23 protein-coding genes and 1 pseudogene are annotated in these 21,166 nt (G+C 63.6%); 13 read left to right on the top strand and 11 right to left on the bottom strand.

The genetic code is table 11. The features are described 5' to 3' along the window. Both EOA32_RS14740 and EOA32_RS14735 read right to left on the bottom strand, forming a co-directional pair. The coding region (locus EOA32_RS14740; RefSeq protein WP_128372142.1) for a DUF58 domain-containing protein at positions 1-329 on the bottom strand (329 nt) is incomplete at its 3' end. After that, positions 329-1,333: a MoxR family ATPase gene (locus EOA32_RS14735; protein WP_095801682.1), complete on the bottom strand. Its 1,005-nt coding sequence runs from the start codon at positions 1,331-1,333 to the stop codon at positions 329-331. The genes EOA32_RS14735 and EOA32_RS14740, both read right to left, overlap by 1 nt. Positions 1,334-1,486: 153 nt before the next feature. Between EOA32_RS14735 and EOA32_RS14730 the strand changes: the two genes are divergently transcribed. From EOA32_RS14730 to EOA32_RS14720, 3 genes are read left to right on the top strand one after another with little or no spacing between them, the layout of a single operon-like run. Continuing rightward, positions 1,487-2,116, top strand: coding sequence for a DUF1285 domain-containing protein (locus tag EOA32_RS14730; protein WP_128372141.1), 630 nt, complete (start codon positions 1,487-1,489; stop codon positions 2,114-2,116). Then, positions 2,116-2,748: a CoA pyrophosphatase gene (locus tag EOA32_RS14725; protein WP_128372140.1), complete on the top strand. Its 633-nt coding sequence runs from the start codon at positions 2,116-2,118 to the stop codon at positions 2,746-2,748. The genes EOA32_RS14730 and EOA32_RS14725 overlap by 1 nt, the downstream gene beginning before the upstream one ends. Then, a complete protein-coding gene (locus EOA32_RS14720; protein ID WP_128372139.1) occupies positions 2,745-4,013 on the top strand; it encodes a CCA tRNA nucleotidyltransferase in 1,269 nt (422 codons plus the stop codon). Before EOA32_RS14725 ends, EOA32_RS14720 begins: the two co-directional genes overlap by 4 nt. 25 nt (positions 4,014-4,038) lie before the next feature. Here EOA32_RS14720 and EOA32_RS14715 read toward each other — a convergent pair whose 3' ends face one another. The 5 genes from EOA32_RS14715 to hemF all read right to left on the bottom strand — a co-directional run bounded on the left by EOA32_RS14715 (position 4,039) and on the right by hemF (position 7,861). Continuing rightward, positions 4,039-5,019 carry a S8/S53 family peptidase gene (locus tag EOA32_RS14715; RefSeq protein WP_128372138.1) on the bottom strand — a complete coding sequence of 327 codons (981 nt, stop codon included), beginning with the start codon at positions 5,017-5,019 and terminating at the stop codon, positions 4,039-4,041. Positions 5,020-5,107: 88 nt separating this feature from the next. Further along, positions 5,108-5,686, bottom strand: coding sequence for a hypothetical protein (locus tag EOA32_RS14710; RefSeq protein WP_128372137.1), 579 nt, complete (start codon positions 5,684-5,686; stop codon positions 5,108-5,110). 265 nt (positions 5,687-5,951) lie between these two features. Beyond that, entirely contained in the window at positions 5,952-6,137 is a 186-nt protein-coding gene (locus EOA32_RS14705; RefSeq protein WP_066994310.1) for a DUF1059 domain-containing protein, read from the bottom strand. A 306-nt stretch (positions 6,138-6,443) separates the two neighbouring features. Then, entirely contained in the window at positions 6,444-6,704 is a 261-nt protein-coding gene (locus tag EOA32_RS14700; RefSeq protein ID WP_128372136.1) for a DUF1344 domain-containing protein, read from the bottom strand. Positions 6,705-6,946: 242 nt separating this feature from the next. Next, a complete protein-coding gene (gene hemF / locus EOA32_RS14695; RefSeq protein ID WP_095830843.1) occupies positions 6,947-7,861 on the bottom strand; it encodes an oxygen-dependent coproporphyrinogen oxidase in 915 nt (304 codons plus the stop codon). Positions 7,862-7,979: 118 nt separating this feature from the next. Between hemF and EOA32_RS14690 the strand changes: the two genes are divergently transcribed. Continuing rightward, positions 7,980-8,237, top strand: a complete 258-nt coding sequence (locus tag EOA32_RS14690; protein WP_066994316.1) for a hypothetical protein — start codon at positions 7,980-7,982, stop codon at positions 8,235-8,237. A gap of 7 nt (positions 8,238-8,244) precedes the next feature. On the opposite strand, the gene soxR is transcribed toward EOA32_RS14690, so the two are convergent. Beyond that, positions 8,245-8,688 (bottom strand): redox-sensitive transcriptional activator SoxR, encoded by a 444-nt coding sequence (soxR, locus tag EOA32_RS14685; protein ID WP_095777293.1) that lies wholly within the window; start codon positions 8,686-8,688, stop codon positions 8,245-8,247. A gap of 148 nt (positions 8,689-8,836) precedes the next feature. Continuing rightward, a complete protein-coding gene (locus EOA32_RS14680) occupies positions 8,837-9,295 on the bottom strand; it encodes a tRNA (cytidine(34)-2'-O)-methyltransferase (protein ID WP_066994322.1) in 459 nt (152 codons plus the stop codon). Between the two features lie 482 nt (positions 9,296-9,777). Here EOA32_RS14680 and EOA32_RS14675 point away from each other — a divergent pair, with 482 nt between their 5' ends. The 5 genes from EOA32_RS14675 (at position 9,778) to EOA32_RS14655 (ending at position 16,303) form a co-directional block, all read left to right on the top strand. Next, positions 9,778-10,173, top strand: a complete 396-nt coding sequence (locus EOA32_RS14675) for a hypothetical protein (RefSeq protein WP_082980461.1) — start codon at positions 9,778-9,780, stop codon at positions 10,171-10,173. Between the two features lie 25 nt (positions 10,174-10,198). Further along, positions 10,199-12,079, top strand: a complete 1,881-nt coding sequence (locus EOA32_RS14670) for an ABC transporter ATP-binding protein (RefSeq protein WP_066994328.1) — start codon at positions 10,199-10,201, stop codon at positions 12,077-12,079. Positions 12,080-12,208: 129 nt separating this feature from the next. After that, positions 12,209-14,101 (top strand): ABC transporter ATP-binding protein, encoded by a 1,893-nt coding sequence (locus EOA32_RS14665; RefSeq protein ID WP_128372135.1) that lies wholly within the window; start codon positions 12,209-12,211, stop codon positions 14,099-14,101. After that, a complete protein-coding gene (locus tag EOA32_RS14660) occupies positions 14,098-15,981 on the top strand; it encodes an ABC transporter ATP-binding protein (RefSeq protein WP_128372134.1) in 1,884 nt (627 codons plus the stop codon). The genes EOA32_RS14665 and EOA32_RS14660 overlap by 4 nt, the downstream gene beginning before the upstream one ends. A gap of 10 nt (positions 15,982-15,991) precedes the next feature. Beyond that, entirely contained in the window at positions 15,992-16,303 is a 312-nt protein-coding gene (locus tag EOA32_RS14655; protein ID WP_095830639.1) for a DUF6665 family protein, read from the top strand. Here the strand turns inward: EOA32_RS14655 and EOA32_RS14650 are convergent. Next, entirely contained in the window at positions 16,300-17,154 is an 855-nt protein-coding gene (locus EOA32_RS14650; RefSeq protein WP_128372133.1) for an alpha/beta hydrolase, read from the bottom strand. The two genes, EOA32_RS14655 and EOA32_RS14650, sit on opposite strands and share 4 nt — an antisense overlap. Before the next feature lie 91 nt (positions 17,155-17,245). Next, complete coding sequence (locus EOA32_RS14645; protein WP_128372132.1) at positions 17,246-17,590, bottom strand: cupin domain-containing protein; 345 nt, start codon at positions 17,588-17,590, stop codon at positions 17,246-17,248. Positions 17,591-17,903: 313 nt separating this feature from the next. Here EOA32_RS14645 and petA point away from each other — a divergent pair, with 313 nt between their 5' ends. From petA to EOA32_RS14625, 4 genes and pseudogenes are all read left to right on the top strand, one after another. After that, a complete protein-coding gene (gene petA / locus EOA32_RS14640; protein ID WP_066994342.1) occupies positions 17,904-18,464 on the top strand; it encodes a ubiquinol-cytochrome c reductase iron-sulfur subunit in 561 nt (186 codons plus the stop codon). 17 nt (positions 18,465-18,481) lie between these two features. Further along, positions 18,482-19,786, top strand: a complete 1,305-nt coding sequence (locus tag EOA32_RS14635; RefSeq protein ID WP_095781279.1) for a cytochrome b N-terminal domain-containing protein — start codon at positions 18,482-18,484, stop codon at positions 19,784-19,786. 19 nt (positions 19,787-19,805) lie between these two features. Then, a complete protein-coding gene (locus EOA32_RS14630) occupies positions 19,806-20,663 on the top strand; it encodes a cytochrome c1 (RefSeq protein WP_128372131.1) in 858 nt (285 codons plus the stop codon). Positions 20,664-20,817: 154 nt separating this feature from the next. Then, a pseudogene (locus EOA32_RS14625) lies at positions 20,818-21,166 on the top strand (phosphatase PAP2 family protein); the annotation flags it as partial.

Raw genomic sequence — 21,166 nt, 5'->3', positions numbered from 1 at the left:
GAGGATTGGTAGAGCATGGACGGGGAGGGGTCCGACCAGAGCCAGACGGTATGGGCCGCCTCCCACTCGCGGTCGCGCACATAGGTGTGGTCGTCGCGGGCCGAGCGGCGCCAGTCGATGCGCGAGGCATCGCCTTCGACATAGGGGCGGAACTGCCAGAAATTCTCGCCGATGCCGCGCTTGCGGCGGCCATGCCAGCCGGCGATCACCGTGTTGACGATGCGGCGCGCCTCGACCAGCAGATCCGGCACCAGAGAGGCCCGCAACCGGCCACGGGCGAGCGCGTCGCGCGTCGCAACCGGTGCCTGGACCTCGCCTATTCGACCCATCAGATGCCTTTTGCCAGTTTCGCCACCACGTCGCGCACGGATGTGCCTTCCGCGCGGGCGGCGAAGGTCAGCGCCATGCGATGCTGCAGCACCGGTTCGGCGAGGGCACGGATGTCGTCGACCGACGGCGCCAGCCTGCCGTCATATAGCGCGCGTGCTCGGGCGCACAGGGTCAGCGCCTGGCTGGCGCGCGGACCAGGGCCCCAGGCGACATGCTTGTCGGTGTCGGCAATCCCCTGACCGGGACGAGCCGAGCGCACCAGCTTGAGGATCGCTTCGACGACGCTTTCGGGCACCGGCATGCGGCGGATCAGCGTCTGAATTTCCTTCAGCCTGGCTGGCTGCAGCACATTGTCGGCCTTGGCCTCCTCGACGCCGGTGGTTTCGAGCAGGATACGGCGTTCGGCCTCGATTTCCGGATAGAGGATGTCGACCTGCATCAGGAAACGATCGAGCTGCGCTTCCGGCAGCGGATAGGTGCCTTCCTGCTCCAGCGGGTTCTGCGTCGCCAGCACGTGGAAGGGCGAGGGCAGGTCGTGGCGAACGCCGGCAATGGTGACGTGATATTCCTGCATCGCCTGCAGCAGCGCCGACTGGGTGCGCGGCGAGGCACGGTTGATCTCGTCGGCCATCAAAAGCTGCGAAAAGATAGGCCCGCGGAGGAAGCGGAAGGATCGTTTGCCAAGCTCATCCTGCTCCATGACTTCGGAGCCGAGGATGTCGGACGGCATCAGGTCGGGCGTGAACTGGATGCGGCGGGAATCGAGGCCGAGCACGATGCCCAGTGTCTCGACCAGCTTGGTCTTGGCGAGGCCTGGCACGCCGACCAGGAGCGCATGCCCGCCGGCAAGCAGCGCAACCAGCGTGCGCTCGACAACGGCTTCCTGGCCGAAGATCACGCGGCCTACGGCGTCGCGGACCTTGGAGATGTCGGACAGCGCCTTCTCGGCCTGCTCGATCATCGCCTTGTCGCTCAACGGGCTTTCCTTGATCATCACGCTCATGCCGTTCGATCCTTGTGGTTGGAAATACCGGCTTGCATTCTCGATTCGCAGAATGCCGCGATTCGGCCTCGCCCGGCGCCTGCGATTGAACTTAAATCACAGGCTTGGGCTGACAAGGCTGACAATCCGGACAACAGTGACTATTTCGTGACCATGACGCATCGCACAGAATCCGGTGAAAAGGGCCTGACCAGCGCCACCGAGGCGCGCGGGCTGGAGGCGCTGATCTCGCGCGCGGCGCGCGCCGGCAAGGGGCCGGCTCCGGTGGAGCGCTGGAATCCGGACTTCTGCGGCGACCTCGATATGGAGATCAGGGCCGACGGCACCTGGTTCTACCTCGGCACGCCGATCGGGCGCATGCCGATGGTGCAGCTCTTTTCCAGCGTGTTGCGCAAGGACGCCGACGGCAAGACCTATCTGGTGACGCCGGTGGAGCGCGTCGGCATCCGCGTCGCCGACGCGCCCTTCATCGCCGTCGAGATGAACGTGTCCGGGACCGGCTACGGCCAGGTCATCACGTTCCGCACCAATGTCGGGGACGTGGTCACCGCCGGGCCCGGCCATCCGCTGCGCTTCGTCGACGAGGACACCACCGGCGGGCTCAAGCCCTATGTGCTGGTGCGCGGGCGGCTGGAAGCCTTGGTGGCGCGGCCGGTGATGTACGAATTGGTCGAGCATGGAGAGGTGATCGACGTCGGCGGCAGGACAATGTTCGCCGTCCGCTCCGGCGGCGAAGTCTATCCGATCATGCCGGCCGAAAAGCTCGACCGGCTAAGCGCGTGATGGACCAGGTGGCTCCGGTGCCGTTCTCGATCGCGGATTTTCGCGCCCGCGCAGCGGCGCAGGCCGAGGTCCAATCCGGCGACGAGTCCGGCGACCACCGCTTCAATCCAGGGCATCCCAGGCTGAAGCACATAAAACCGCTGCGCGACGCAGCGGTGCTGATCCCGGTCATCGATCACGCCGACGGCGCCACGGTGCTGCTCACCAAGCGGGCGGAGAAGCTGCGCAGCCATTCCGGCCAGGTCGCCTTTCCCGGCGGCACCATCGATCCGACCGATCCCACCCCTGAGGCCACAGCGCTGCGGGAGACATTCGAGGAGATCGGCCTCGACCGCGATCACATCGAAATTGTCGGCCGCATGCCCGATTATGTCTCCGGCAGCGGCTACCGCATCGTGCCGGTGCTTTCGGTGGTGCGGCCAGGCTTTTCGCTGATGCTCAACGCCGACGAGGTCGACGCCGCCTTCGAGGTGCCGCTGCGCTTCCTGATGGACCCTGTCAACCACGCGCGCGACAGCCGCATGTGGAACGACCTCGAATGGTTCTTCTACGAGATGCCCTATGACGGCCAGCGGATCTGGGGCGTCACCGCCGGCATCATCCGCACACTCTATGAAAGGCTCTATGCGTGAGCGCTGAGGTGTCTCTCTCGGGCAGGGCCGATTGGCTGGGCGAAAAGCATCTGCAGAAGCTGCTTGCCGCGCTGAAGGAGGGCGGCGAGGAGGCGCGGGTGGCCGGTGGAGCGGTGCGTAATGCACTGATCGGCCAGCCGGTCGCCGACATTGACATTGCCACCACGACGGTGCCCGAGGACACGATCCGCCGCGCCCAGGCCGCCGGCTTCAAAACCGTGCCGACAGGGATCGAGCACGGCACCGTCACGGCAATCGCCGGCGGCAAGGCCTATGAGGTCACGACGCTCAGGGCCGACATCGAGACCGACGGTCGGCGGGCGAAAGTCATCTTCGGGCGCGACTGGAAGGCCGACGCCGCGCGGCGCGACTTCACCATCAATGCGCTTTATGCCGAAGCCGACGGCGCCATCGTCGACCTTGTCGGCGGCGTCGCCGATATGGAGGCGCGGCGGCTGCGCTTCATCGGCGATCCGGAAGCGCGCATCCGCGAGGATTATCTGCGTATCCTGCGCTTCTTCCGCTTCTTCGCCTGGTATGGCGATGGCCGGCCCGACGCCGAGGGCTTGAAGGCCTGCGCCAGGCTGAAGGACGGGCTCGGCAGGCTTTCGGCCGAACGCGTGTGGTCCGAACTGAAGAAGCTGCTTTCGGCGCCCGACCCCTCGCGCGCCCTGCTGTGGATGCGTCAGGCCGGCGTCCTCACCGCCGTGCTGCCGGAGAGCGAGAAATGGGGCATCGACGCCATCCACGGGCTGGTCAGGACCGAAAAGGATCTCGGCTGGGATGCCGATCCGCTGCTCAGGCTGGAGGCCGTCGTTCCGCCGGATGCCGCGCGCATGAAGACGCTTGCCGAAAGGCTGAGATTTTCGACCGACGAGGGGGAGCGCCTGCGACACTGGGCACTGACGGTTCCGACTGAACCCAAGACGACCGAGACGGAATTGTCGAAAAAGCTCTATTTTGGCGACCGCGAAGGCTTCGTCGATCGGCTGCGGCTCGCGCTCGCCGCCGCGCGGACACGGGCCATCGAGGACGATCGGGCGATGATGGAAGCCGGCGGTTTCTCGCGCCTGCTCGGCTTCGCCTTGAAATGGCAAAAGCCGAGCTTTCCGATCAAGGGGGCCGACCTGACCGAACTCGGCGCCGCGCCCGGCCCGAAGCTTGGCGCCACGCTGAAGAACCTCGAAAGGGAATGGGTGGATTCAGCATTCGCCATGGATCGCGGCGCGCTGCTCAAACGCGCCGCGCAGGCACTCGAGGCTTAGATGAGTCCCTAAATCGTGGCGCCGCTCAGCGTATCGCCACCGGGGCCAGGGCACGCGAAAGGCTTGCCTCGCCCTTGCCGTAGACTGAGGGGTTGTAGTTGACCAGCGTGTCGGTGCGAGCCGTGTTGAGCAGGTCGTTGGTGATCTGAACCGGGGTCGCCTTGGTGAATTTGCTGCCGATTATTGCGGCATATCCGGAGATGATAGGCGCGGCGAACGACGTGCCGTAAAGGCCGGTCTTGTCGCCTTCGACGCCGACCACCAGGAAATGGCTCTGCACGGTCGGGTCGGAGCCGGCGTAATTGGAATACCAGGCAAGCTGAGCCTTGTTTGACGCCGTGCCGTTTGTGGACAGCGCGCCAACAAAGATCGCCGTCGGTTTGCCGATCAGAGCGAGATCGAGATAATCCTGCTGGCCGCTGGTGACGCCGCCGACCGCAACCGAATCGTTGCCAGCCGCTTTCGAGACGATGGCCGATCCCTTGCTGGCGTAGGAGATGATCGATTGCTCCTCCGGGGCCCAGCGGATCTGGTTCACGCTGTAACCCGCGTTCGCGTACATGCCGTAGCTGAGGTTGAGGACGTTGCGGCCACTTGCCAGCGGGACGGCCGAACCCGTCGAGAAGTCCTTGGAGCGGATGGTCGCCGCAGGAGCGATCATGCTTGCTTCTTCGCGCGTCCACTCTCCGTGCCGCTGATATTGCGTGCCGATGCCGAAATTGCCAGAGAAGCGCGATGAACTGCTGAAGTCGTCGACGATGGTGATGGTGACGCCCTTGCCCTTGTAGCCAGCCGCCCACGCGGCGCCGACATCGGGGCTCATCCAGCTCTGCACCGCTTGTGTCGTTCGCGCAACCGGTATCTTTGCGCTTACGCATATGGACCCGCCGCCGTGGCACAGCGCGGCCGCCTGGTCCGCGTCGAGAGCTTCCTGCGCCGACGCGATGGATGCCGGCAGAATGGTCAGTGCCGCGGCAATGCCGAGCTTCCAGAAATTACCAGACATGGTCTTACTCCCGGTCAAAGCAGGAACGAGGACGGACGATCGCGAAGTTCGGGAGCAGGAAGATTTCTCATGCGCGGCATCCCGGCGATCAGAAAGTAACACGGTAGTTGAGCCACAGGCGCAGCCTTTCGGGGGTAGCGTTAACCAGATATTTCAGCGTGTCCTCAGGCGCCGTCTCCCCGGCCGCAAGCCGGCAGTTGACGCTGTAGGTGCCCAGATCCCCGTAGTCGGCCACGCAGGGCTTTTCGCTCAGGTTGCCGCCGAAGATCGAGGTAACGGAAAGGGAGAGAGTGCTGTTGAGGCTCGGATGGGTCTGGGTGAGAAAACCGAGCTTGAGGCTCGGCGCGATGCGGTACTTCTCGGCTTGTTCCCCGGTTCCCACTCCCCACAGAAAGCCGCTGTCTTCGGTAAGTTGCGTGATGAAGTCGACGTGCATGTCGACCCAATCGCTGTGGTACCAACGATTGAACGAAACCCAGCTCCCGTCCTGCAGCTCATAGCCGCCATTGCCGAGAGCTCTGGCGCGGTCGCTGAGCCATGACCCCTGGTGGATGTTCACGAGGGACGTGGTCATTTCCTGGGCCATCGACGGCGAGGCGCCAACGACTAGGCACAGCAACAGTGCGGCTGCGCCGAAACCGTCTCGTCTGTTGGATCTTTCGCGCATGCGCGAAGCACCTCGCCCACCGGATCCAGACGCGCCTTGTGGCGGACGGCTCCTCGGGCAGCCGCGGTCGCCGGATCATGCGCGACGATCGCATGGAGACCGTTACCGCGGGGTTATCCAAGCCGGTACGAACATAAGTTTTTGCTTGAATTCGGCGAAGCCAGGCCGTTGCCAGCGATCAGACGCAAACGAAGCGAGACGCGCCGGATGCTGCATCCAACTCGCCGGCTTTGCCAATGGTCGTCCGAAAACGGCACCCGATGCCTCAGGCCGCGTCGCGGACCTTTTGGATGCGCGAGCGGATCGCCTCGATCATGGTCTCGCGGATGGTGGTTTCGCCATGGGTTTCACGCATGTGCTCGACGGCGCGGCGCATGACCTCGGCTTCCTCCTCGGCGCGCGTGTGCCAATCGCAGCCCGGGACGAGTGTCCCGCATTGGAACTCCTTCATGGTTTTTCCTTTCCTAGGTCCGGAGCCCTGATTCCGCTCCTTGTTGTCATGCAATTCCGCATGGAAAGCAGCATCGCATTTTCCTGAAATTGCCCCGGTGGAAAACCATAACACATGTCGCCGGCTTCGGTTGCATTGGAGCCGGTGGCGAATTGTTTTTTCACGGTCTCCGCGCGAAATCAAAGGCGGAGCATTGCTGCTCCGCCCGTTGCCACCTGGTTTCCGTCAAACGATGAACCGCTCTGTCTTTTTGTTTTGACGCAATTCCGGCGGAAACCGCTTCAACTGTTCTGCAATTGGAGGCCGTCACTTCATGATCTTGACAGCCTCGGCAATCTTGTTCTTGCCGCTCATATCCCAGGAAACGCGAACCTTCTCGCCCGGCTTGATGCCCGGATCCTTGAAGGCCTTGGACAGCGTGAAGGTCGATCCGTTGTCCAGAACAAGGCTCATGGCCGGTCCATCAAAGCTCTTCACTGTTCCCGTGGTGTGCTTGACCGCGGCGAACGCGGCGCCACCGGAGGCGAGAAAGGCGGCGGTTGCCGCCGTCACAATAAGCTTGCGCATAGGATGTTCTCCTGGGATGCGGGCACCATTGGGAAGGCACTCCGCTCGATCAGGGCCGTCCGGACGCGTCGGGTCGCGGCTCGTAGCAGTGACGAGCCGCCGGCGCTTCCCGACCCGGCACGTTAAATAAATCAATTTTTTCAAAAGGATATTAGACGAAAAAGAAATCGCCCCTGCCACATTGCCGGTCAAAATTCGGCGAATGGGACAGCAATGCGGCTGGCCTTCCGCTCACCGGATTTTTACGGCCACTTTACCTCGGGCGGCAGGCTGGAGAGGATCGAGGCGACATTGCCGCCGGTTCTCAGGCCGAAGATGGTGCCGCGATCGTGAAGCAAATTGAATTCGACGTAACGGCCGCGCCGGACGAGCTGTTCCTCGCGGTCGCCGTCGGTCCAGTTCTGGTTGAAATTGCCCCGCACCAGATGGGAATAGACGACGAGGAAAGAGCGGCCGACATCCTGGACGAAATTGAAATCGGCGTCCCAGCCGCCCTTGCCCTCATCGGAATGCAGCCAGTCGAAAAAGATGCCGCCGACCCCGCGCGCCTCGTTGCGATGCGGCAGGAAGAAGTACTCGTCGCACCACGCCTTGAATTTCGGATAGTCGGCCACCCCGGCGTTCTTCTCGCAGGCGAACTGCATGGCGCGGTGGAAGGCGATCGTGTCGGGATCGTCCTGGGTACGGCGGCGGTCGAGCACCGGCGTCAGGTCGGCGCCGCCGCCGAACCAGTGGCGGGTGGTCACGACCATGCGTGTGTTCATATGCACGGCCGGAACGTTGGGGTTCCAGGGGTGCGCGATCAGCGAAACGCCGCTCGCCCAGAAGCGCGGATCCTCGTCGGCGCCCGGGATCTGCTTGCGGAATTCGGGAGAGAATTCGCCGTGGACGGTCGAGGTATGCACGCCGACCTTCTCGAAGACGCGGCCGCGCATCATCGACATGGTGCCGCCGCCACCTTTGCCGTCGTCGCGCTCCCACGGCGTCTGCTCGAAATGCCCGGGCGACCATGCCGATTGCGATCCAGTGAGTTCCTGCTCGATCTGCTCGAAGGCGGCGCAGATGCGCTCGCGCAGCGCTTCGAACCAGAGGCGGGCCTTCATCTTCTTCTGCTCGATGTCGTCAGGCAGGCCCACCGCAATGTCGGGTCGTTCCAATTCCGTCTCCAGTCCAGGCTGCTTGCCCGACAAATGACTCGTTTTTTCTGCGCGCGATCCCTAATCTCTTAAGGGCAAGGGTCAAGTCCTGTCTGACCAAGGTGCAAGGAGTTTGCTCGTGCGCACCCCGGCAAGACCGCCGCTGGATGGCTTGAAGAAGAGGCTGGAGCGCTCACGGGCCGAGCGCGAAAGAGAGCCGCGCGACGGATTTTTGCGCGAGACTTTCGTGCTGCCGCGGCCGGCCGCGCGCCTCAAAGCCAAGGAATGGTTCGAGCGCTTTCCCAAGCAGGCCTATTGGACCGAGATCGAAAGCTGGTTCGAGCGCCCGGGCGACGTCATCGAATTCACCATGCGACGGCTGCCGGCGGCGGATTGAAAAATCCTCAGGGCACCAGTAGCCGTCTCGCTCCAGTTCCCTCTCTGGCCAGTCGGTCCTCCTTGTTCCGAAGCGGGCATTTGTCGATCGACATGCAACCGCAGCCGATGCAGTCGGTCAGGCCGTCGCGCAGCTTCTTCAATTGGGCGATCTTATGATCGAGGCCGTCGCGCCAAGCCGTTGAAAGCAGATTCCAATCCTCGCGCGTGGGCGTGCGGCCCTCGGGCAGGGAGTGGAATGCGGCGGCGATTTCGGCGAGCGAGATGCCGACCTCCTGGGCGACGCGGATGATCGCCACCCGTCGCAGCACGTCGCGGCCGTAGCGCCGTTGGTTGCCCGCGGTGCGATGGCTGCGGATCAGCCCGCGCCCTTCGTAAAAATGGAGCGCCGAGACCGCGACGCCACTGCGCATCGCCACCTGACCGACCGTCAATTCCTTCACCGGAGCCATCTCGCACTTTCCGCTTGACCTCAAGTTAGGTTGAGCTTGTAGCGAGGAAAGCCTGACAAGGCAAATTGAGGAGAAGGCGATGTGCGCCTGGGTGAGACTGACGCCGCAAGTGGGAGGCGTTCGCGACGACGAGCAGGGCTTGAGCAGCCTATCCGAGCTGGCGGAGCGCTTCGCCCGCGACCATCGCGACGGACAGCGCGACATTGATGCTGCGGGCGCCCGGCCGCATCGGAATGGTCAGTCGCGCGTCCGCCGCCTGATGAACCTCTTCCGGCACGCCAGCGGATTCGCGGCCGAACAGAAGGACGTCGCCGGCGGCGAAAGCAAACTGCGTGTAGGCGGTCTCGGCCTTGGTCGTGAGCAGCACAAGACGGCGCGCGTTCGTTCGGCGCCATTCCTCGAAGGCGTGCCAGTCGGCATGGCGGGTAAGCGCCGCCATTTCGAGATAGTCCATGCCGGCGCGTTTCAGCGCCCGATCGGAGAGCGGGAAACCGGCCGGCTCGATGATGTCGACGCCAAGATCAAGGCAGGCGGCGAAGCGCAGGATCGTCCCGGTATTGCCGGCGATATCCGGTTGGTAGAGCCCGATGCGGAGACGGTCGTTCATTTCCGCATCCTTCTAATAAGTGGCAGAACGGCCACAGGCGGCTCCGGCTTTTGGCGATTTCTAGACTGGCGGGTGGCCATTTTCTGCGAAGTCGAGTATACGCCCATCATCGTCAACCCGAACCGAAGGAGAGGGACCACATGATGACCATGCACTTCCAGCCCTTCTCCGGGCAGCTCCTCTTTGGGGCCCACGTATGCCCAACGGCGGTTTCGGTACGACGATTCTTCTGACACTTTAAGACCTCATCGCACCGATTCCCGCCGAACCCAGTTTTCGGCCTTCGAAGGAATCTTGCGATGTTTCTCAAACTGCCAAAGCGGCGCTGCGCCCCACCTGAACGTGTCGACACCGACGCTTGCCGTCATGTCGGGACTGACGCTTGCCGTCATGTCGGGACTGCGTCGCGTCCCTCCGGCCGAATGCCGGAGGTCGAGCTCGCATCACCGTTTTTAACGCATTTGCACATGGAGGACGGACCGATGTTCGATCCCTTTAAGATACCGGGTTCAAGAAGCTTGCATGAGCGCAAGGTGGCGACCTGGGCGCTGCTGATCGGCGAGACTTACTCGTCGGCGGTGCACGCCGAGACGCGCCGGCGTCCGCATCGCGGCATGCTGCCGGACGTCGACTTCTCGCGCGCGGTGCCCGATCCCGGCCGACCCTCGCTGGTGCGCCGGATCATCCGCATGGTCCGGCCCGGCAAAACCAGCGCCGGCGACAGCTTGTCGTCAGGATCCTCTGGCAAGCCTGTCGGCGAAAAGCCCGCGACACCCTATATTGCGCGAAGCAGGGCCGGCGATACGGACAATTCCGTATCGCCGGCCCGCGGCGCCGTGCGGCCGAACGGCCTTACCAATCAACCCCGCGCCGCGTGAGCGCACAGACCGTCGAGTGCCTCGAATGTTCCGCTGGTTTGAGAAGAGGCTCGATCCGTTTCCCGCCGCGGAGCCGGTCGAGCCGCCGAAGACGCTGGTCGCCTTCTGCGTGCATTACACGCGCGGGGCCTGGCCCTATATCCTCGTCGATGCCGTGCTTGTGGCAGCGATAGCCCTTGCCGAAGCGTGGATGTTCGGTTTCATGGGCCGCATCGTCGACTGGCTGTCGGCGCAGAACCGCGAAACCTTCCTTGAGACGGAGCGCTGGAAACTCGCCGGCATGGCCTTCATCGTGCTGTTCGCGCTGCCGGGCACGGTATGGCTGCATTCGCTGCTCAACCAGCAGACGCTGATGGGCAATTATCCCATGCGCATCCGCTGGCAGGTGCATCGCTACCTGCTCAAGCAGTCGATGGCCTTCTACCAGGACGAGTTTGCCGGCCGTATCGCCACCAAGCTGATGCAGACCGCTCTTGCCGTGCGCGAATGCGTCATCAAACTGATCGATGTCCTAAACTATGTCGTCGTCTACTTCCTCAGCATGCTGTTCATCGTCGGCTCGGCAGACTTGCGACTGGCTGTGCCCTTGGGTGTATGGCTGGTCGGCTATATCGGGCTCTTGCGCTTTTTCATCCCGAAGCTCGGCAAGGTCGGCGAGGAGCAGGCCAATGCGCGCTCGACCATGACCGGCCGCGTCGTCGACAGCTACACCAACATCCAGACGGTGAAGCTGTTTTCGCATGCCCGCCGCGAGGCAACTTTCGCCAGGGAGGGCATGGCGAGCTTCCTCGATACGGTCTACCGCTCGATGCGGCTGGTGACGCAGTTATACGGGATGCTCTACATCCTGAATTCGCTGCTTCTGTTTTCCGTGACGGCGATCTCGCTGTGGCTATGGCTGGGCGAGGCGGTGACGATCGGCGCAGTCGCCGTGGTTATCGGCCTGGTGCTCAGGATGTGGGGCATGTCGCAGTGGATCATGTGGGAGATGTCGAGCCTGTTCGAGAATATCGGCACGGTGCAAGACGGCATCCAGTCGATCTCGCTGCCGCGGCTGGTCGAGGACCGCCCGGGCGCCAGCGACATCGCCGTCAGCCAGGGCGAGATCCGTTTCGAGGAGATCCGCTTCCACTACGGCAAGCAGAAGGGCGTCATCGAGAACCTGTCGCTCACTGTGAAACCCGGCGAGAAGGTCGGCATCGTCGGCCGCTCCGGCGCCGGCAAGTCGACGCTGGTCAACCTTTTGCTGCGTTTTTACGACCTGGAAAGCGGCAGGATCCTCATCGATGGCCAGGAGATCGCCGGGGTAACGCAGGATTCGTTGCGCGCGCAGATCGGCATGGTGACGCAGGACACCTCGCTGCTGCATCGGTCGGTGCGGGAGAATATCCTCTACGGGCGCCCTGACGCCACCGACGAGATGCTGATCGAGGCGGCCCGGCGGGCGGAGGCGCTCGATTTCATCGGCGCGCTTTCGGACCATAACGGTCGCAAGGGATTCGATGCACATGTCGGCGACCGCGGCGTCAAATTGTCCGGCGGTCAGCGGCAGCGCATCGCCATTGCCCGCGTCATGCTGAAGGACGCACCGATCCTCATCCTCGACGAGGCGACGTCGGCGCTCGATTCGGAAGCCGAGGCGGCGATCCAGGAGAACCTCTACAAACTGATGCAAGGCAAGACCGTGATCGCCATCGCGCATCGGCTGTCGACCATCGCTGCGATGGACAGGCTCGTCGTCATGGACAAGGGGCGCATCATCGAGGAAGGCTCGCACGAAGAGCTTGTCACCAAGGGCGGCCTTTATGCCCAGCTCTGGCAGCGCCAGTCGGGTGGGTTCCTCCTCGATGATGCGCAGGCTGAGTCCGATGCCAAAGGGTCTCACTCCGAGATGGCGGCGGAGTAACGCAATCGCGACTGGCATCAAGGTTACGGCAATTGCGGGGAATCGATCCCGGGCGTAACCACGACCTGTCAGAGGCCTGCCGGGGACCAAATTGGGTGCCGGCGGGGTTCCGGCATCTACGAGAGAAAAATGTTCGACCGCATCTTCACCTGGTTCGAAAGCCACTATTCGCCGGTGGCGCTGGCCGAAGACAGGCAGCCGCCAATGGGACTTTGGCGGTTCTACTGGTATTTCATAAGACAGTTTCGCGCCGCCTATTGGCTGCGCATGATCATCGTTGCCGTCGCGGCAATAGTGGACGCGATGCTGCCGATTTTCGTCGGCCTGATCGTGGGCCTGCTCTCCAACACCAGGCCGGGCGATTTCTTCGCCGCGCATGGGCCGCTGCTCGTCATCATGGCGATCGTCGTGCTGCTGCGTCCGCTGTCCATGGTTATCGACGCGCTCATCCGCAACCACGCCGTCGCACCGAACCTCATCGACCTCATCCGCTGGCAAAGCCATTGGCATGTCGTGCGTCAGGACTGGTCATTCTTCCAGAACGACTTCGCCGGCCGCATCGGAACGAAGGTCATGCAAAGCGGCGACTCGGTGGAGATGAGCGTCAATCTCACCGTCGATGCCGTCTGGTACGCGCTGGTCTTCGTCGCGGTCGCCATTGTTGTGCTGGCGCGGCTCGACCCGCTTCTTCTGGCTGTGGTGGCGGCCTGGCTGGTGTTCTATTGCATGATCTTCTGGTTTGCGATGCCGAGGATCACCCAGCGCTCGTCCCAACTATCGGAGCGGTGGTCGCAGGTGAGCGGCCGCATGGTCGACAGCTACACGAACATCCTGACGCTCAAGACATTCTCGACCGGCGAGCACGAAGACAAATATGTCTCGCAAGCCGTCGTCGAGCACGCCGACACGTTTTACCAGCTGATGCGCGTTTTCACACTGATGTGGTCGGCCCTGTTCGTCCTCAACGCTGCGCTGCTTATCGCCATGAGCTGGCTGGCGCTGGCCGGCTGGAACGCCGGCGCCATGACCACGGCGGCCGTGGCGACGGCGATACCGTTCGCGCTGCAGATCGCCAACATCTCCGGCAGGATCCTCGATGTCGGCGCCAACATCTTCCGGCAGATCGGCGTCGCCAGCAATTCGATGACGACGATCGCGCGCCCCATCACCATGCAGGACCAACCGGACGCGCCGCCCCTCGTGGTCAAAGCCGGCGGCATCGAGTTCGAGCAGGTGAACTTCAACTATTGGCGCAAGGACGGCAAAGGCGGCGTCATCGACAATCTGTCGCTGAAGATCGCGCCGGGCGAGCGGGTGGGCCTGATCGGCCGTTCCGGGGCCGGCAAGTCGACACTGGTCAATCTCGTGCTGCGGTTGTTCGACGTGCAGGACGGCAAGGTGCTGATCGACGGACAGGACATCCGCAACGTCTCGCAGGAAAGCGTTCGCGCGGCGATCGGCTTCGTCAATCAGGATACGTCGCTCTTGCATCGATCCGTTCGCGAGAACCTCAAATATGGACGCCAGTCCGCCAGCGACGAGGCGATGTTCAGCGCCGCCGAGGCCGCGCAGATCGACGATGTGATCGCGGGACTGACCGATCCGCATGGACAAAGCGGCTATGAGGCGCTCGTCGGCGAGCGCGGCGTGAAGCTGTCCGGCGGCCAGCGGCAACGCATCGCCATTGCCCGCGTTATGCTGAAGGACGCGCCGATCCTCATTCTCGACGAAGCTACGTCTGCGCTCGATTCGGAGGTGGAGGCCGCCATCCAGGAGAACCTCTACAAGCTCATGCAGGGCAAGACGGTCATCGCCATCGCCCACCGTCTGTCGACTATCGCGGCAATGGATCGGCTCGTCGTCATGGACAAGGGCCGCATCGTCGAGGACGGCTCGCATGAAGCGTTGATCGCCAAGGGCGGGCTCTATGCCCAACTCTGGCGGCGCCAGTCGGGCGGCTTCCTGCTCGAGGAAAAGCAGGCGGCCGACGATCTGCCGACGAAAGGTGAAGCCGCGGAATGATGAAGGCCGTCTATCGCTGGTTCGAAAGCTGGGTCTACCCGTTCCGCGAGCCGGCGAATCTTCGTCCGCCTGCCAGCGTCGGCGGCTTCCTCTGGCACTATGTCGGGCAAGCGAAGCTCGCCTTCTTCGCCATGCTGATCATCGGCGGCATCGCGCCGCTGGTCGAGGCCGGGCTGTTCTATTTCGTCGGACGGCTGGTCGATATCCTCGACCAGCTTCCCGGCGAACGCAGCTGGCACGCGCTGTGGGCAGCCGCCGGGCCGGAGCTGCTGTTCATGGGCGCGGTGGTGCTGATCATCCGCACGCTGGTGGTCGGCCTTTCGGCGCTGGTCGACGAGCAGACGATCACGCCGGGCTTCTACAGCCTGGTGCGCTGGCAGGCGCACCGGCATGTCTCGCGCCAGTCCTACGCCTTCTTCCAAAACGACTTCGCCGGGCGTATCGCCACGAAGGTCTGGCAGGCGGGGCAGGCCACTGGCGACCTCATGGAAAGCTTCATCGAAGTCGTCTGGTTCATGATCGTCTACACGGTGACGACGCTAGCGCTGGTCGCCGGCCTCGACCTCAGGCTGGCGGCGCTGGTGGTGATCTGGATCGTCGCCTTCGGCTGGCTGGCCAGGCTCCATCTGCCGGCAATCCGCAAGCATGCCGAGGCGACCGCCGAGGCCGGCTCGATGATCACCGGCCGCTTCGTCGATTCCTATTCCAATGTGCAGACGCTGAAGCTGTTCGCGGCCGACGGCGACGACCGCTACATCCGCAACGGCTTCGACATCTATCTCGATGCGCTGCGGCCCTTCACGCGGCGGCTGACCGGCGTGCGCGTGGCGCTGACGACGCTTTCCGGCATCATGATCACGGCGATCGCCGCCTTTGCAGTCTATCTGTGGGTGGAAGGCTCGATCACCGTCGGCGCCGTCGCCTTCACGCTCTCGCTTGTGCTGAGGCTCAACATGCTGCTGGGACGGCTGATGATGCAGCTCAACAGTATCCTCAGGAACCTCGGCGTGCTGGAAAATTCCAAGGCGCTGATCTCGCAGCCGCTCGGCCTGACCGACGCCCCGGATGCCAAGGAGCTGGTGGTCGCCGGTGGCCGCATCGACCTCAAGAACGTCACCTTCCACTACGGGAAAGGGGCAGGGGTCCTCGAAGGCATCGACCTCGTCGTGCGTCCAGGCGAGAAGGTCGGGCTGGTCGGTCCGTCCGGCGCCGGCAAGACGACGCTGGCCAATCTCATCCTGCGCCTCTACGACCTCGAGGGCGGCAGGATCCTGATCGACGGCCAGGATATCGCCCGTGTGACGCAGAATTCGCTGCGCGCCAATATCGGCGTGGTCAGCCAGGACACGGCGCTGTTCCACCGCTCGCTGCGCGACAACATCAAGCTCGGCATGCCGGACGCTGCCGACGCTGAGGTGATCGCCGCGGCGCGCAAAGCCGAGTCGCATGACTTCATCATGGGGCTGCGCGACAATCGCGAGCGCCTTGGCTACGAAGCCTATGTCGGCGAGCGCGGCGTCAAGCTCTCCGGCGGCCAGCGCCAGCGCGTGGCGATCGCCCGCCTCTTCCTCAAGGATGCGCCGATCCTCATCCTAGACGAGGCGACCTCGGCACTCGATTCCGACATCGAGGCGGCGATCCAGGAAAACCTGGCAAGGCTGATGGAGAACAAGACCGTCATCGCCATCGCCCACCGGCTTTCCACCATCGCAGCGCTCGACCGGCTGGTCGTGCTCGACGGCGGCCGCATCGTCGAAGAAGGCACGCATGACGAGCTGGTGGCGCTGGACGGCCTTTATGCGCGGCTCTGGAAACGGCAGTCCGGCGGCTTCCTCTTCAATGAGGAAAGCGCGCTGGAAGAGACGCGCCCGGCGGAGTAGAAACGCAGCCATGTCGGTCAGAATGCCCAGCAATTTCGGACGGTCAGGCGCGCAGGAAAGCGCTCTCGATCTGCTCGGCCACGAAATACTCGCCGAGAAGGCCGCCGCCCTCGGTCGCGCCGGCCAGCGCGTCGAAGAGGCCTTGACGAAGCTGCGCGAAAATGGGGAAGGCAGGGATCGCAACCGGCTGCTCAAGGAAGCTGCGGCGGCCGTCCACGCCTATTTCATCCAGCGCGAACTCTGCGGGCTGCGCAAGCACGACGCCGTGATCCGCGAATACGACATCCCGCGGGCGGTGCTGGTCAGGCTCGGCGCCAGCTAGGCGCTGACTTCCTTCCGAAAGCGCGCCAGGCGCAAGGCGAGCGCTCCGGGATTCTCATCGGCGACGAAGTGCCCGCTATCGGGGATGATGTCGCCTTCCACATTGGAGAGGCCGGCGGCCTTCAAGCCATTGAGGTAATCGCTGATCTCGCCGGTCTCGGCAGCGCCCCTGAGGCAGAGCACCGGCGTGTCGATCGGGCTTGCCGGCGGAACGGCATTGGCCTTGGCGTCCTCGGAAAAGGCGCGGTACCAGTCGAAGCCGGCCTTGAGGCTTTCCGGCCGCGAATAGGCCTTGGCGTAGATGTCTCTTGCTTCGGCCGGGATAGCGGATTTCTCCTTCGAAAGGGTGTCGAAGAAGAAGTCGAAATAGGCGCGCTCGTGACCCCCAACCAGCAGTTCCGGGAGAGCAGCAACCGCGTGGAACGCGAAATGCCAGAGGTTTGGATTGCGGATGACCTTGTCCCACGGCGCCACGCCCGGAACGACAACATCCATGATCGCGGCGGCGGAGAGGATTTCCGGATGGTTGCGCAAAAGCGCGAAGACGATCTGGCCGCCGACATCATGGCCGGCCACTATGACCTGTCGCAGGCCGCAGGCGTCAATCAAGGCCGCTATCACCCTGGCCAGATAGGCTTTCTCGCCGGTTTTGCGCGTGCCTTGCGAGCCGCCTATACCCGGCAGGTCCGGCGCGATCACGCGCTGATCGGTGGCCAGCCGACCGATCACGTTCTCGAAGGCATGGGAACTTTGAGGCCAGCCGTGGAGCAGCACGAGGCCGGGCGCATCCCGTGGTCCGGCTTCGCGGATCGCAATGGTCAGTCCTTCAACCTCGATGCTGGAAGTTTCCATCCGCCCGGCCTTCACCTGTCCGATCGCTCCGACCGACAGAACTAGGCGGGAATCGGTCCGCGGACAGGGCCTGTCTCTCGAATAAGCCGCATCACTCCAGCCATTCTGTGATGAAGCTGCCGTTCTCGTGGATGTCGGTGGTCTCGAGCGGACCGGGGCCGAGATTGGTGAATTTGTGCGGCGTGTCGGCCGGCACGATCAGAATTTGGCCTGCGGTGGCCGTTATCTGCCGATCGCCGACCGTGAACAGGCCGGTGGAGGAACGGATGACGAAGATCTCCGCGTAAGGATGCTTATGCAGACGCGGGCCGCCGCCGATCTCGGGCTGATAATTGAAGATCAGGCAGGAGTTGGAGCCAAATGCGCCGCATTGCAGCTCGCCTTGCCAACGGTCGGGCGTGCTCGCCCATTTGTCGCGGTCGATGATATGCGCCATGGCTCGACAATAGACCGGGCCGGCGGCCGCTGTCGAGGCAAGCGGAGTTCTGATTTACCGCTGAAGTTAGCGCTATTTAGCGCTGTTCGGCGGCCCGATCATCAAGCCGTTGCGCGGGCCGCGGCATGTGCCCGCGACAATGTGCCCTTGTGCCTCCACGCGTCTGGACAAAAACGGGCTTCACGCATAAACCGAACCTCCAAATGCCGGAGGAATTCGCTAGCCTGTTCGCCATGCGCTGTCGGGCCGGCGCGATTGAGCGGGGACAAGGCTCGGCCGCCGGCACGGAAAGAGGCGAAAGGATCAGGCACCCGTGAGCGCAACCGACATCCACGATCCCAACCGTCGCGATTTTCTCTACATCGCCACCGGCATGGCCGGCGTGGTCGGCGCTGGGGCCGTCGCCTGGCCGTTCATCGACCAGATGCAGCCGGATGCCTCGACGCTGGCGCTGGCTTCTGTCGAGGTCGATGTCTCCTCGCTGCAGCCCGGCAGCTCGCTGGTCGTCAAGTGGCGCGGCAAGCCGGTCGTGGTGCGCAACCGCACCGACAAGGAAATGAAGGACGGCGCGGCGGTTAGCCTCAACGATCTCAAGGATCCGATCGCCCGCAATGCCAACTTGCCGGCCGATGCGCCGGCGACCGACGCCAACCGCACCACGCCCGGCAAGGAAGCCTGGATGGTCATGGTGCAGGTCTGCACCCATCTCGGCTGCATCCCGCTCGGCCAGGAAGGCGATTTCGGCGGCTGGTTCTGCCCGTGCCACGGCTCGGTGTACGATACCGCCGGCCGCATCCGCAAAGGCCCGGCGCCGGAGAACATGGCGATCCCGGTGTTTAAATTCATTTCCGATACCAAGATCCTTATCGGTTGAGGCAGGGGGATATTTCGATGAGCGAGGGACACTCCACCTACACACCGAAGACGGGTCTCGGACGCTGGTTCGACGCCCGTATGCCGCTTCCCCGGCTTGTCTATGACAGCTTCATTGCCTATCCGGTGCCGCGCAACCTCAACTACATGTGGACGTTCGGCGGCATCCTGTCGATCATGCTGGTATCGCAGATCCTCACCGGCATCGTGCTGGCCATGCACTACACGTCCGACACCGCACTCGCCTTCGATTCGGTCGAGAAGATCATGCGCGACGTGAATTCGGGATGGCTGTTGCGCTATCTCCATTCCAACGGCGCCTCGTTCTTCTTCGTGGCCGTCTACATCCACATCTTTCGCGGGCTGTTCTACGGCTCCTACAAGGCGCCGCGCGAGCTGCTCTGGATCCTCGGCTGCATCATCTACCTCCTGATGATGGCGACCGGCTTCATGGGCTATGTGCTGCCTTGGGGACAGATGAGCTTCTGGGGCGCCACCGTCATCACCGGCTTCTTCAGCGCCATCCCGCTGGTCGGCAACTGGATCCAGGAACTGCTGCTCGGCGGCTTCGCCGTTGACAATCCGACGCTGAACCGCTTCTTCGCCCTGCATTACCTGTTGCCGTTCATGATCGCCGGCGTCGTCGTGCTGCACGTCTGGGCGCTGCATGTCGTCGGCCAGTCGAACCCGACCGGCATTGAGGTCAAGTCGAAGACCGACACCGTCGCCTTCACGCCCTATGCGACCATCAAGGACGCGTTCGGCATGATCGTGTTCCTGTTCTTCTTCGCCTATTTCGTCTTCTACCTGCCGAACTACCTCGGCCATCCGGACAACTACACGGTCGCCAATCCGCTGAAGACGCCGGCCCACATCGTTCCGGAATGGTACTTCCTGCCGTTCTACGCGATCCTGCGCGCCATCACCTTCAACATCGGGCCGATCAACTCCAAGCTCGGCGGCGTGCTGTGCATGTTCGGCGCCATCGCCATGCTGTTCCTGGTGCCGTGGCTCGACACCTCCAAGGTGCGCTCGGCGGTCTACCGGCCCTGGTACAAACTGTTCTTCTGGCTGTTCGTGGCCGACGCCATCCTGCTCGGGTGGCTGGGCTCGCAGCCGGCGGAAGGCTCATACGTGTTCATGGCGCAGATGGCGACGCTGTTCTACTTCGCCTTCTTCCTGGTCGTGATGCCGGTGCTCGGCCTGATCGAGACGCCGCGGCGGCTGCCGAACTCGATCACCGAGGCGGTGCTGGAAAAGAAAAACAAGGGAGCCGGCGGGCATCCGGCAGGCGCGGTCAGCGCGCCGGAAACCAAGGGCTGAGAATCTGAGGGGATTTGGCATGAAGAAGATTCTCACCGCGCTGGCGCTGCTTGGCCTGGTGGTCGCGGGCACCGCTGCCATCGCCGCCGAAGAGGAACACAACGCGGCGGCCCCGACGCATTTCCCGATCAATGAACCGAAGGAAATGAGCTGGAGCTTCGCCGGGCCGTTCGGCACCTACGACAAGGCCCAGCTGCAGCGCGGCCTGAAGGTCTACAAGGAAGTCTGCTCGGCCTGCCACTCGATGAACCTGGTGGCGTTCCGCACGCTGGAAGGCCTCGGCTACTCGGAAGCGCAGGTCAAGACGCTTGCCGCCGAGTACACCATCCATGACGGCCCGAACGATGCCGGCGACATGTTCGACCGCCCGGGCAAGCCGTCGGATCACTTCCCGTCGCCGTTCCCGAACGAACAGGCCGCCGCGTCCGCCAATGGCGGCGCCGCTCCGCCCGACATGTCGCTGCTCGCCAAGGCGCGCGGCGTCGAGCGCGGCTTTCCGCGTTTCATCTTCGACGTTTTCACCCAGTATGCTCAGGGCGGCCCGGACTACATCCACTCGCTGCTCACCGGCTACGACCAGACGCCGCCGGCCGGCATGGTGATCCCCGAAGGCACGCACTACAATCCATACTTCCTGTCCGGCGTGTCGCTGAAGATGCCGAAGCCGCTTTCCGACGGCCAGGTGACCTATGACGACGGCTCGCCGCAGACGGTCGACCAATATTCGCGCGACGTGTCGGCGTTCCTGATGTGGGCCGCCGAGCCGCATCTCGAAGAGCGCAAGAAGACCGGCTTCCGCGTGCTGGCGTTCCTGCTGCTGTTCGGCGCGCTGGTCTACCTGACCAAGCGCAAGGTGTGGGCCGAAGTGGCGCACTGAACCGCGATCGAGGGGCGCCGCAAAGGCCCCCTTTTCAATTTCGGGACGGCTTTGATCCGGCCGTGTCACATGGCTGTCATTGCGCATCGCGATCCTGCGTTGGCTCACCTCAAAGGATCGTCCTCATGAAAAGATTGCGCCGCTTGCAGCCGTAGTGCTGCTTCTTGTCGCCTCCTCGGCAGTCCGCGCCGAGGACGCCCAGCCCTTCGTCACCAACAAGGACATCGACCTGACGATGATCCTGCCGCCGCCGCCGGCCAATGATTCGGCCGAGACCAAGGCAGAACTCGGCGAGGTGCTGACCCTGCAAGTGACGCGCACGCCCGAAATGGAAAAGCGCGCTATCGCCGATGCCGAAGAGGATGTCTGGCGCTTCGCCGATGTCATGGGACCGAAATTCAGCAAGGAGACGCTGCCGAAGTTCAGCGCCTTCTTCGACCGCGTGGTGGCGACCGAAGGCGCGGTCGTCGATCCGGCCAAGGACGTCTGGAAGCGGCCGCGTC

It is taken from the genome of Mesorhizobium sp. M1A.F.Ca.ET.072.01.1.1, from assembly GCF_004023325.1.
Lineage (GTDB): Bacteria > Pseudomonadota > Alphaproteobacteria > Rhizobiales > Rhizobiaceae > Mesorhizobium.
This window is presented reverse-complemented; position numbering and strand designations above follow the sequence as displayed.

What these genes read in the sequence shown, in the direction of transcription:
- EOA32_RS14735 (WP_095801682.1), bottom strand. Translation starts at nt 1,333, where the DNA reads ATGAGCGTGATGATCAAGGAAAGCCCGTTGAGCGACAAGGCGATGATC.
- EOA32_RS14730 (WP_128372141.1), top strand. Translation starts at nt 1,487, where the DNA reads ATGACGCATCGCACAGAATCCGGTGAAAAGGGCCTGACCAGCGCCACC.
- EOA32_RS14725 (WP_128372140.1), top strand. Translation starts at nt 2,116, where the DNA reads ATGGACCAGGTGGCTCCGGTGCCGTTCTCGATCGCGGATTTTCGCGCC.
- EOA32_RS14715 (WP_128372138.1), bottom strand. Translation starts at nt 5,019, where the DNA reads ATGTCTGGTAATTTCTGGAAGCTCGGCATTGCCGCGGCACTGACCATT.
- EOA32_RS14710 (WP_128372137.1), bottom strand. Translation starts at nt 5,686, where the DNA reads ATGCGCGAAAGATCCAACAGACGAGACGGTTTCGGCGCAGCCGCACTG.
- EOA32_RS14705 (WP_066994310.1), bottom strand. Translation starts at nt 6,137, where the DNA reads ATGAAGGAGTTCCAATGCGGGACACTCGTCCCGGGCTGCGATTGGCAC.
- EOA32_RS14700 (WP_128372136.1), bottom strand. Translation starts at nt 6,704, where the DNA reads ATGCGCAAGCTTATTGTGACGGCGGCAACCGCCGCCTTTCTCGCCTCC.
- soxR (WP_095777293.1), bottom strand. Translation starts at nt 8,688, where the DNA reads ATGGCTCCGGTGAAGGAATTGACGGTCGGTCAGGTGGCGATGCGCAGT.
- EOA32_RS14680 (WP_066994322.1), bottom strand. Translation starts at nt 9,295, where the DNA reads ATGAACGACCGTCTCCGCATCGGGCTCTACCAACCGGATATCGCCGGC.
- EOA32_RS14675 (WP_082980461.1), top strand. Translation starts at nt 9,778, where the DNA reads ATGTTCGATCCCTTTAAGATACCGGGTTCAAGAAGCTTGCATGAGCGC.
- EOA32_RS14670 (WP_066994328.1), top strand. Translation starts at nt 10,199, where the DNA reads ATGTTCCGCTGGTTTGAGAAGAGGCTCGATCCGTTTCCCGCCGCGGAG.
- EOA32_RS14665 (WP_128372135.1), top strand. Translation starts at nt 12,209, where the DNA reads ATGTTCGACCGCATCTTCACCTGGTTCGAAAGCCACTATTCGCCGGTG.
- EOA32_RS14660 (WP_128372134.1), top strand. Translation starts at nt 14,098, where the DNA reads ATGATGAAGGCCGTCTATCGCTGGTTCGAAAGCTGGGTCTACCCGTTC.
- EOA32_RS14655 (WP_095830639.1), top strand. Translation starts at nt 15,992, where the DNA reads ATGTCGGTCAGAATGCCCAGCAATTTCGGACGGTCAGGCGCGCAGGAA.
- EOA32_RS14650 (WP_128372133.1), bottom strand. Translation starts at nt 17,154, where the DNA reads ATGGAAACTTCCAGCATCGAGGTTGAAGGACTGACCATTGCGATCCGC.
- EOA32_RS14645 (WP_128372132.1), bottom strand. Translation starts at nt 17,590, where the DNA reads ATGGCGCATATCATCGACCGCGACAAATGGGCGAGCACGCCCGACCGT.
- EOA32_RS14635 (WP_095781279.1), top strand. Translation starts at nt 18,482, where the DNA reads ATGAGCGAGGGACACTCCACCTACACACCGAAGACGGGTCTCGGACGC.
- EOA32_RS14630 (WP_128372131.1), top strand. Translation starts at nt 19,806, where the DNA reads ATGAAGAAGATTCTCACCGCGCTGGCGCTGCTTGGCCTGGTGGTCGCG.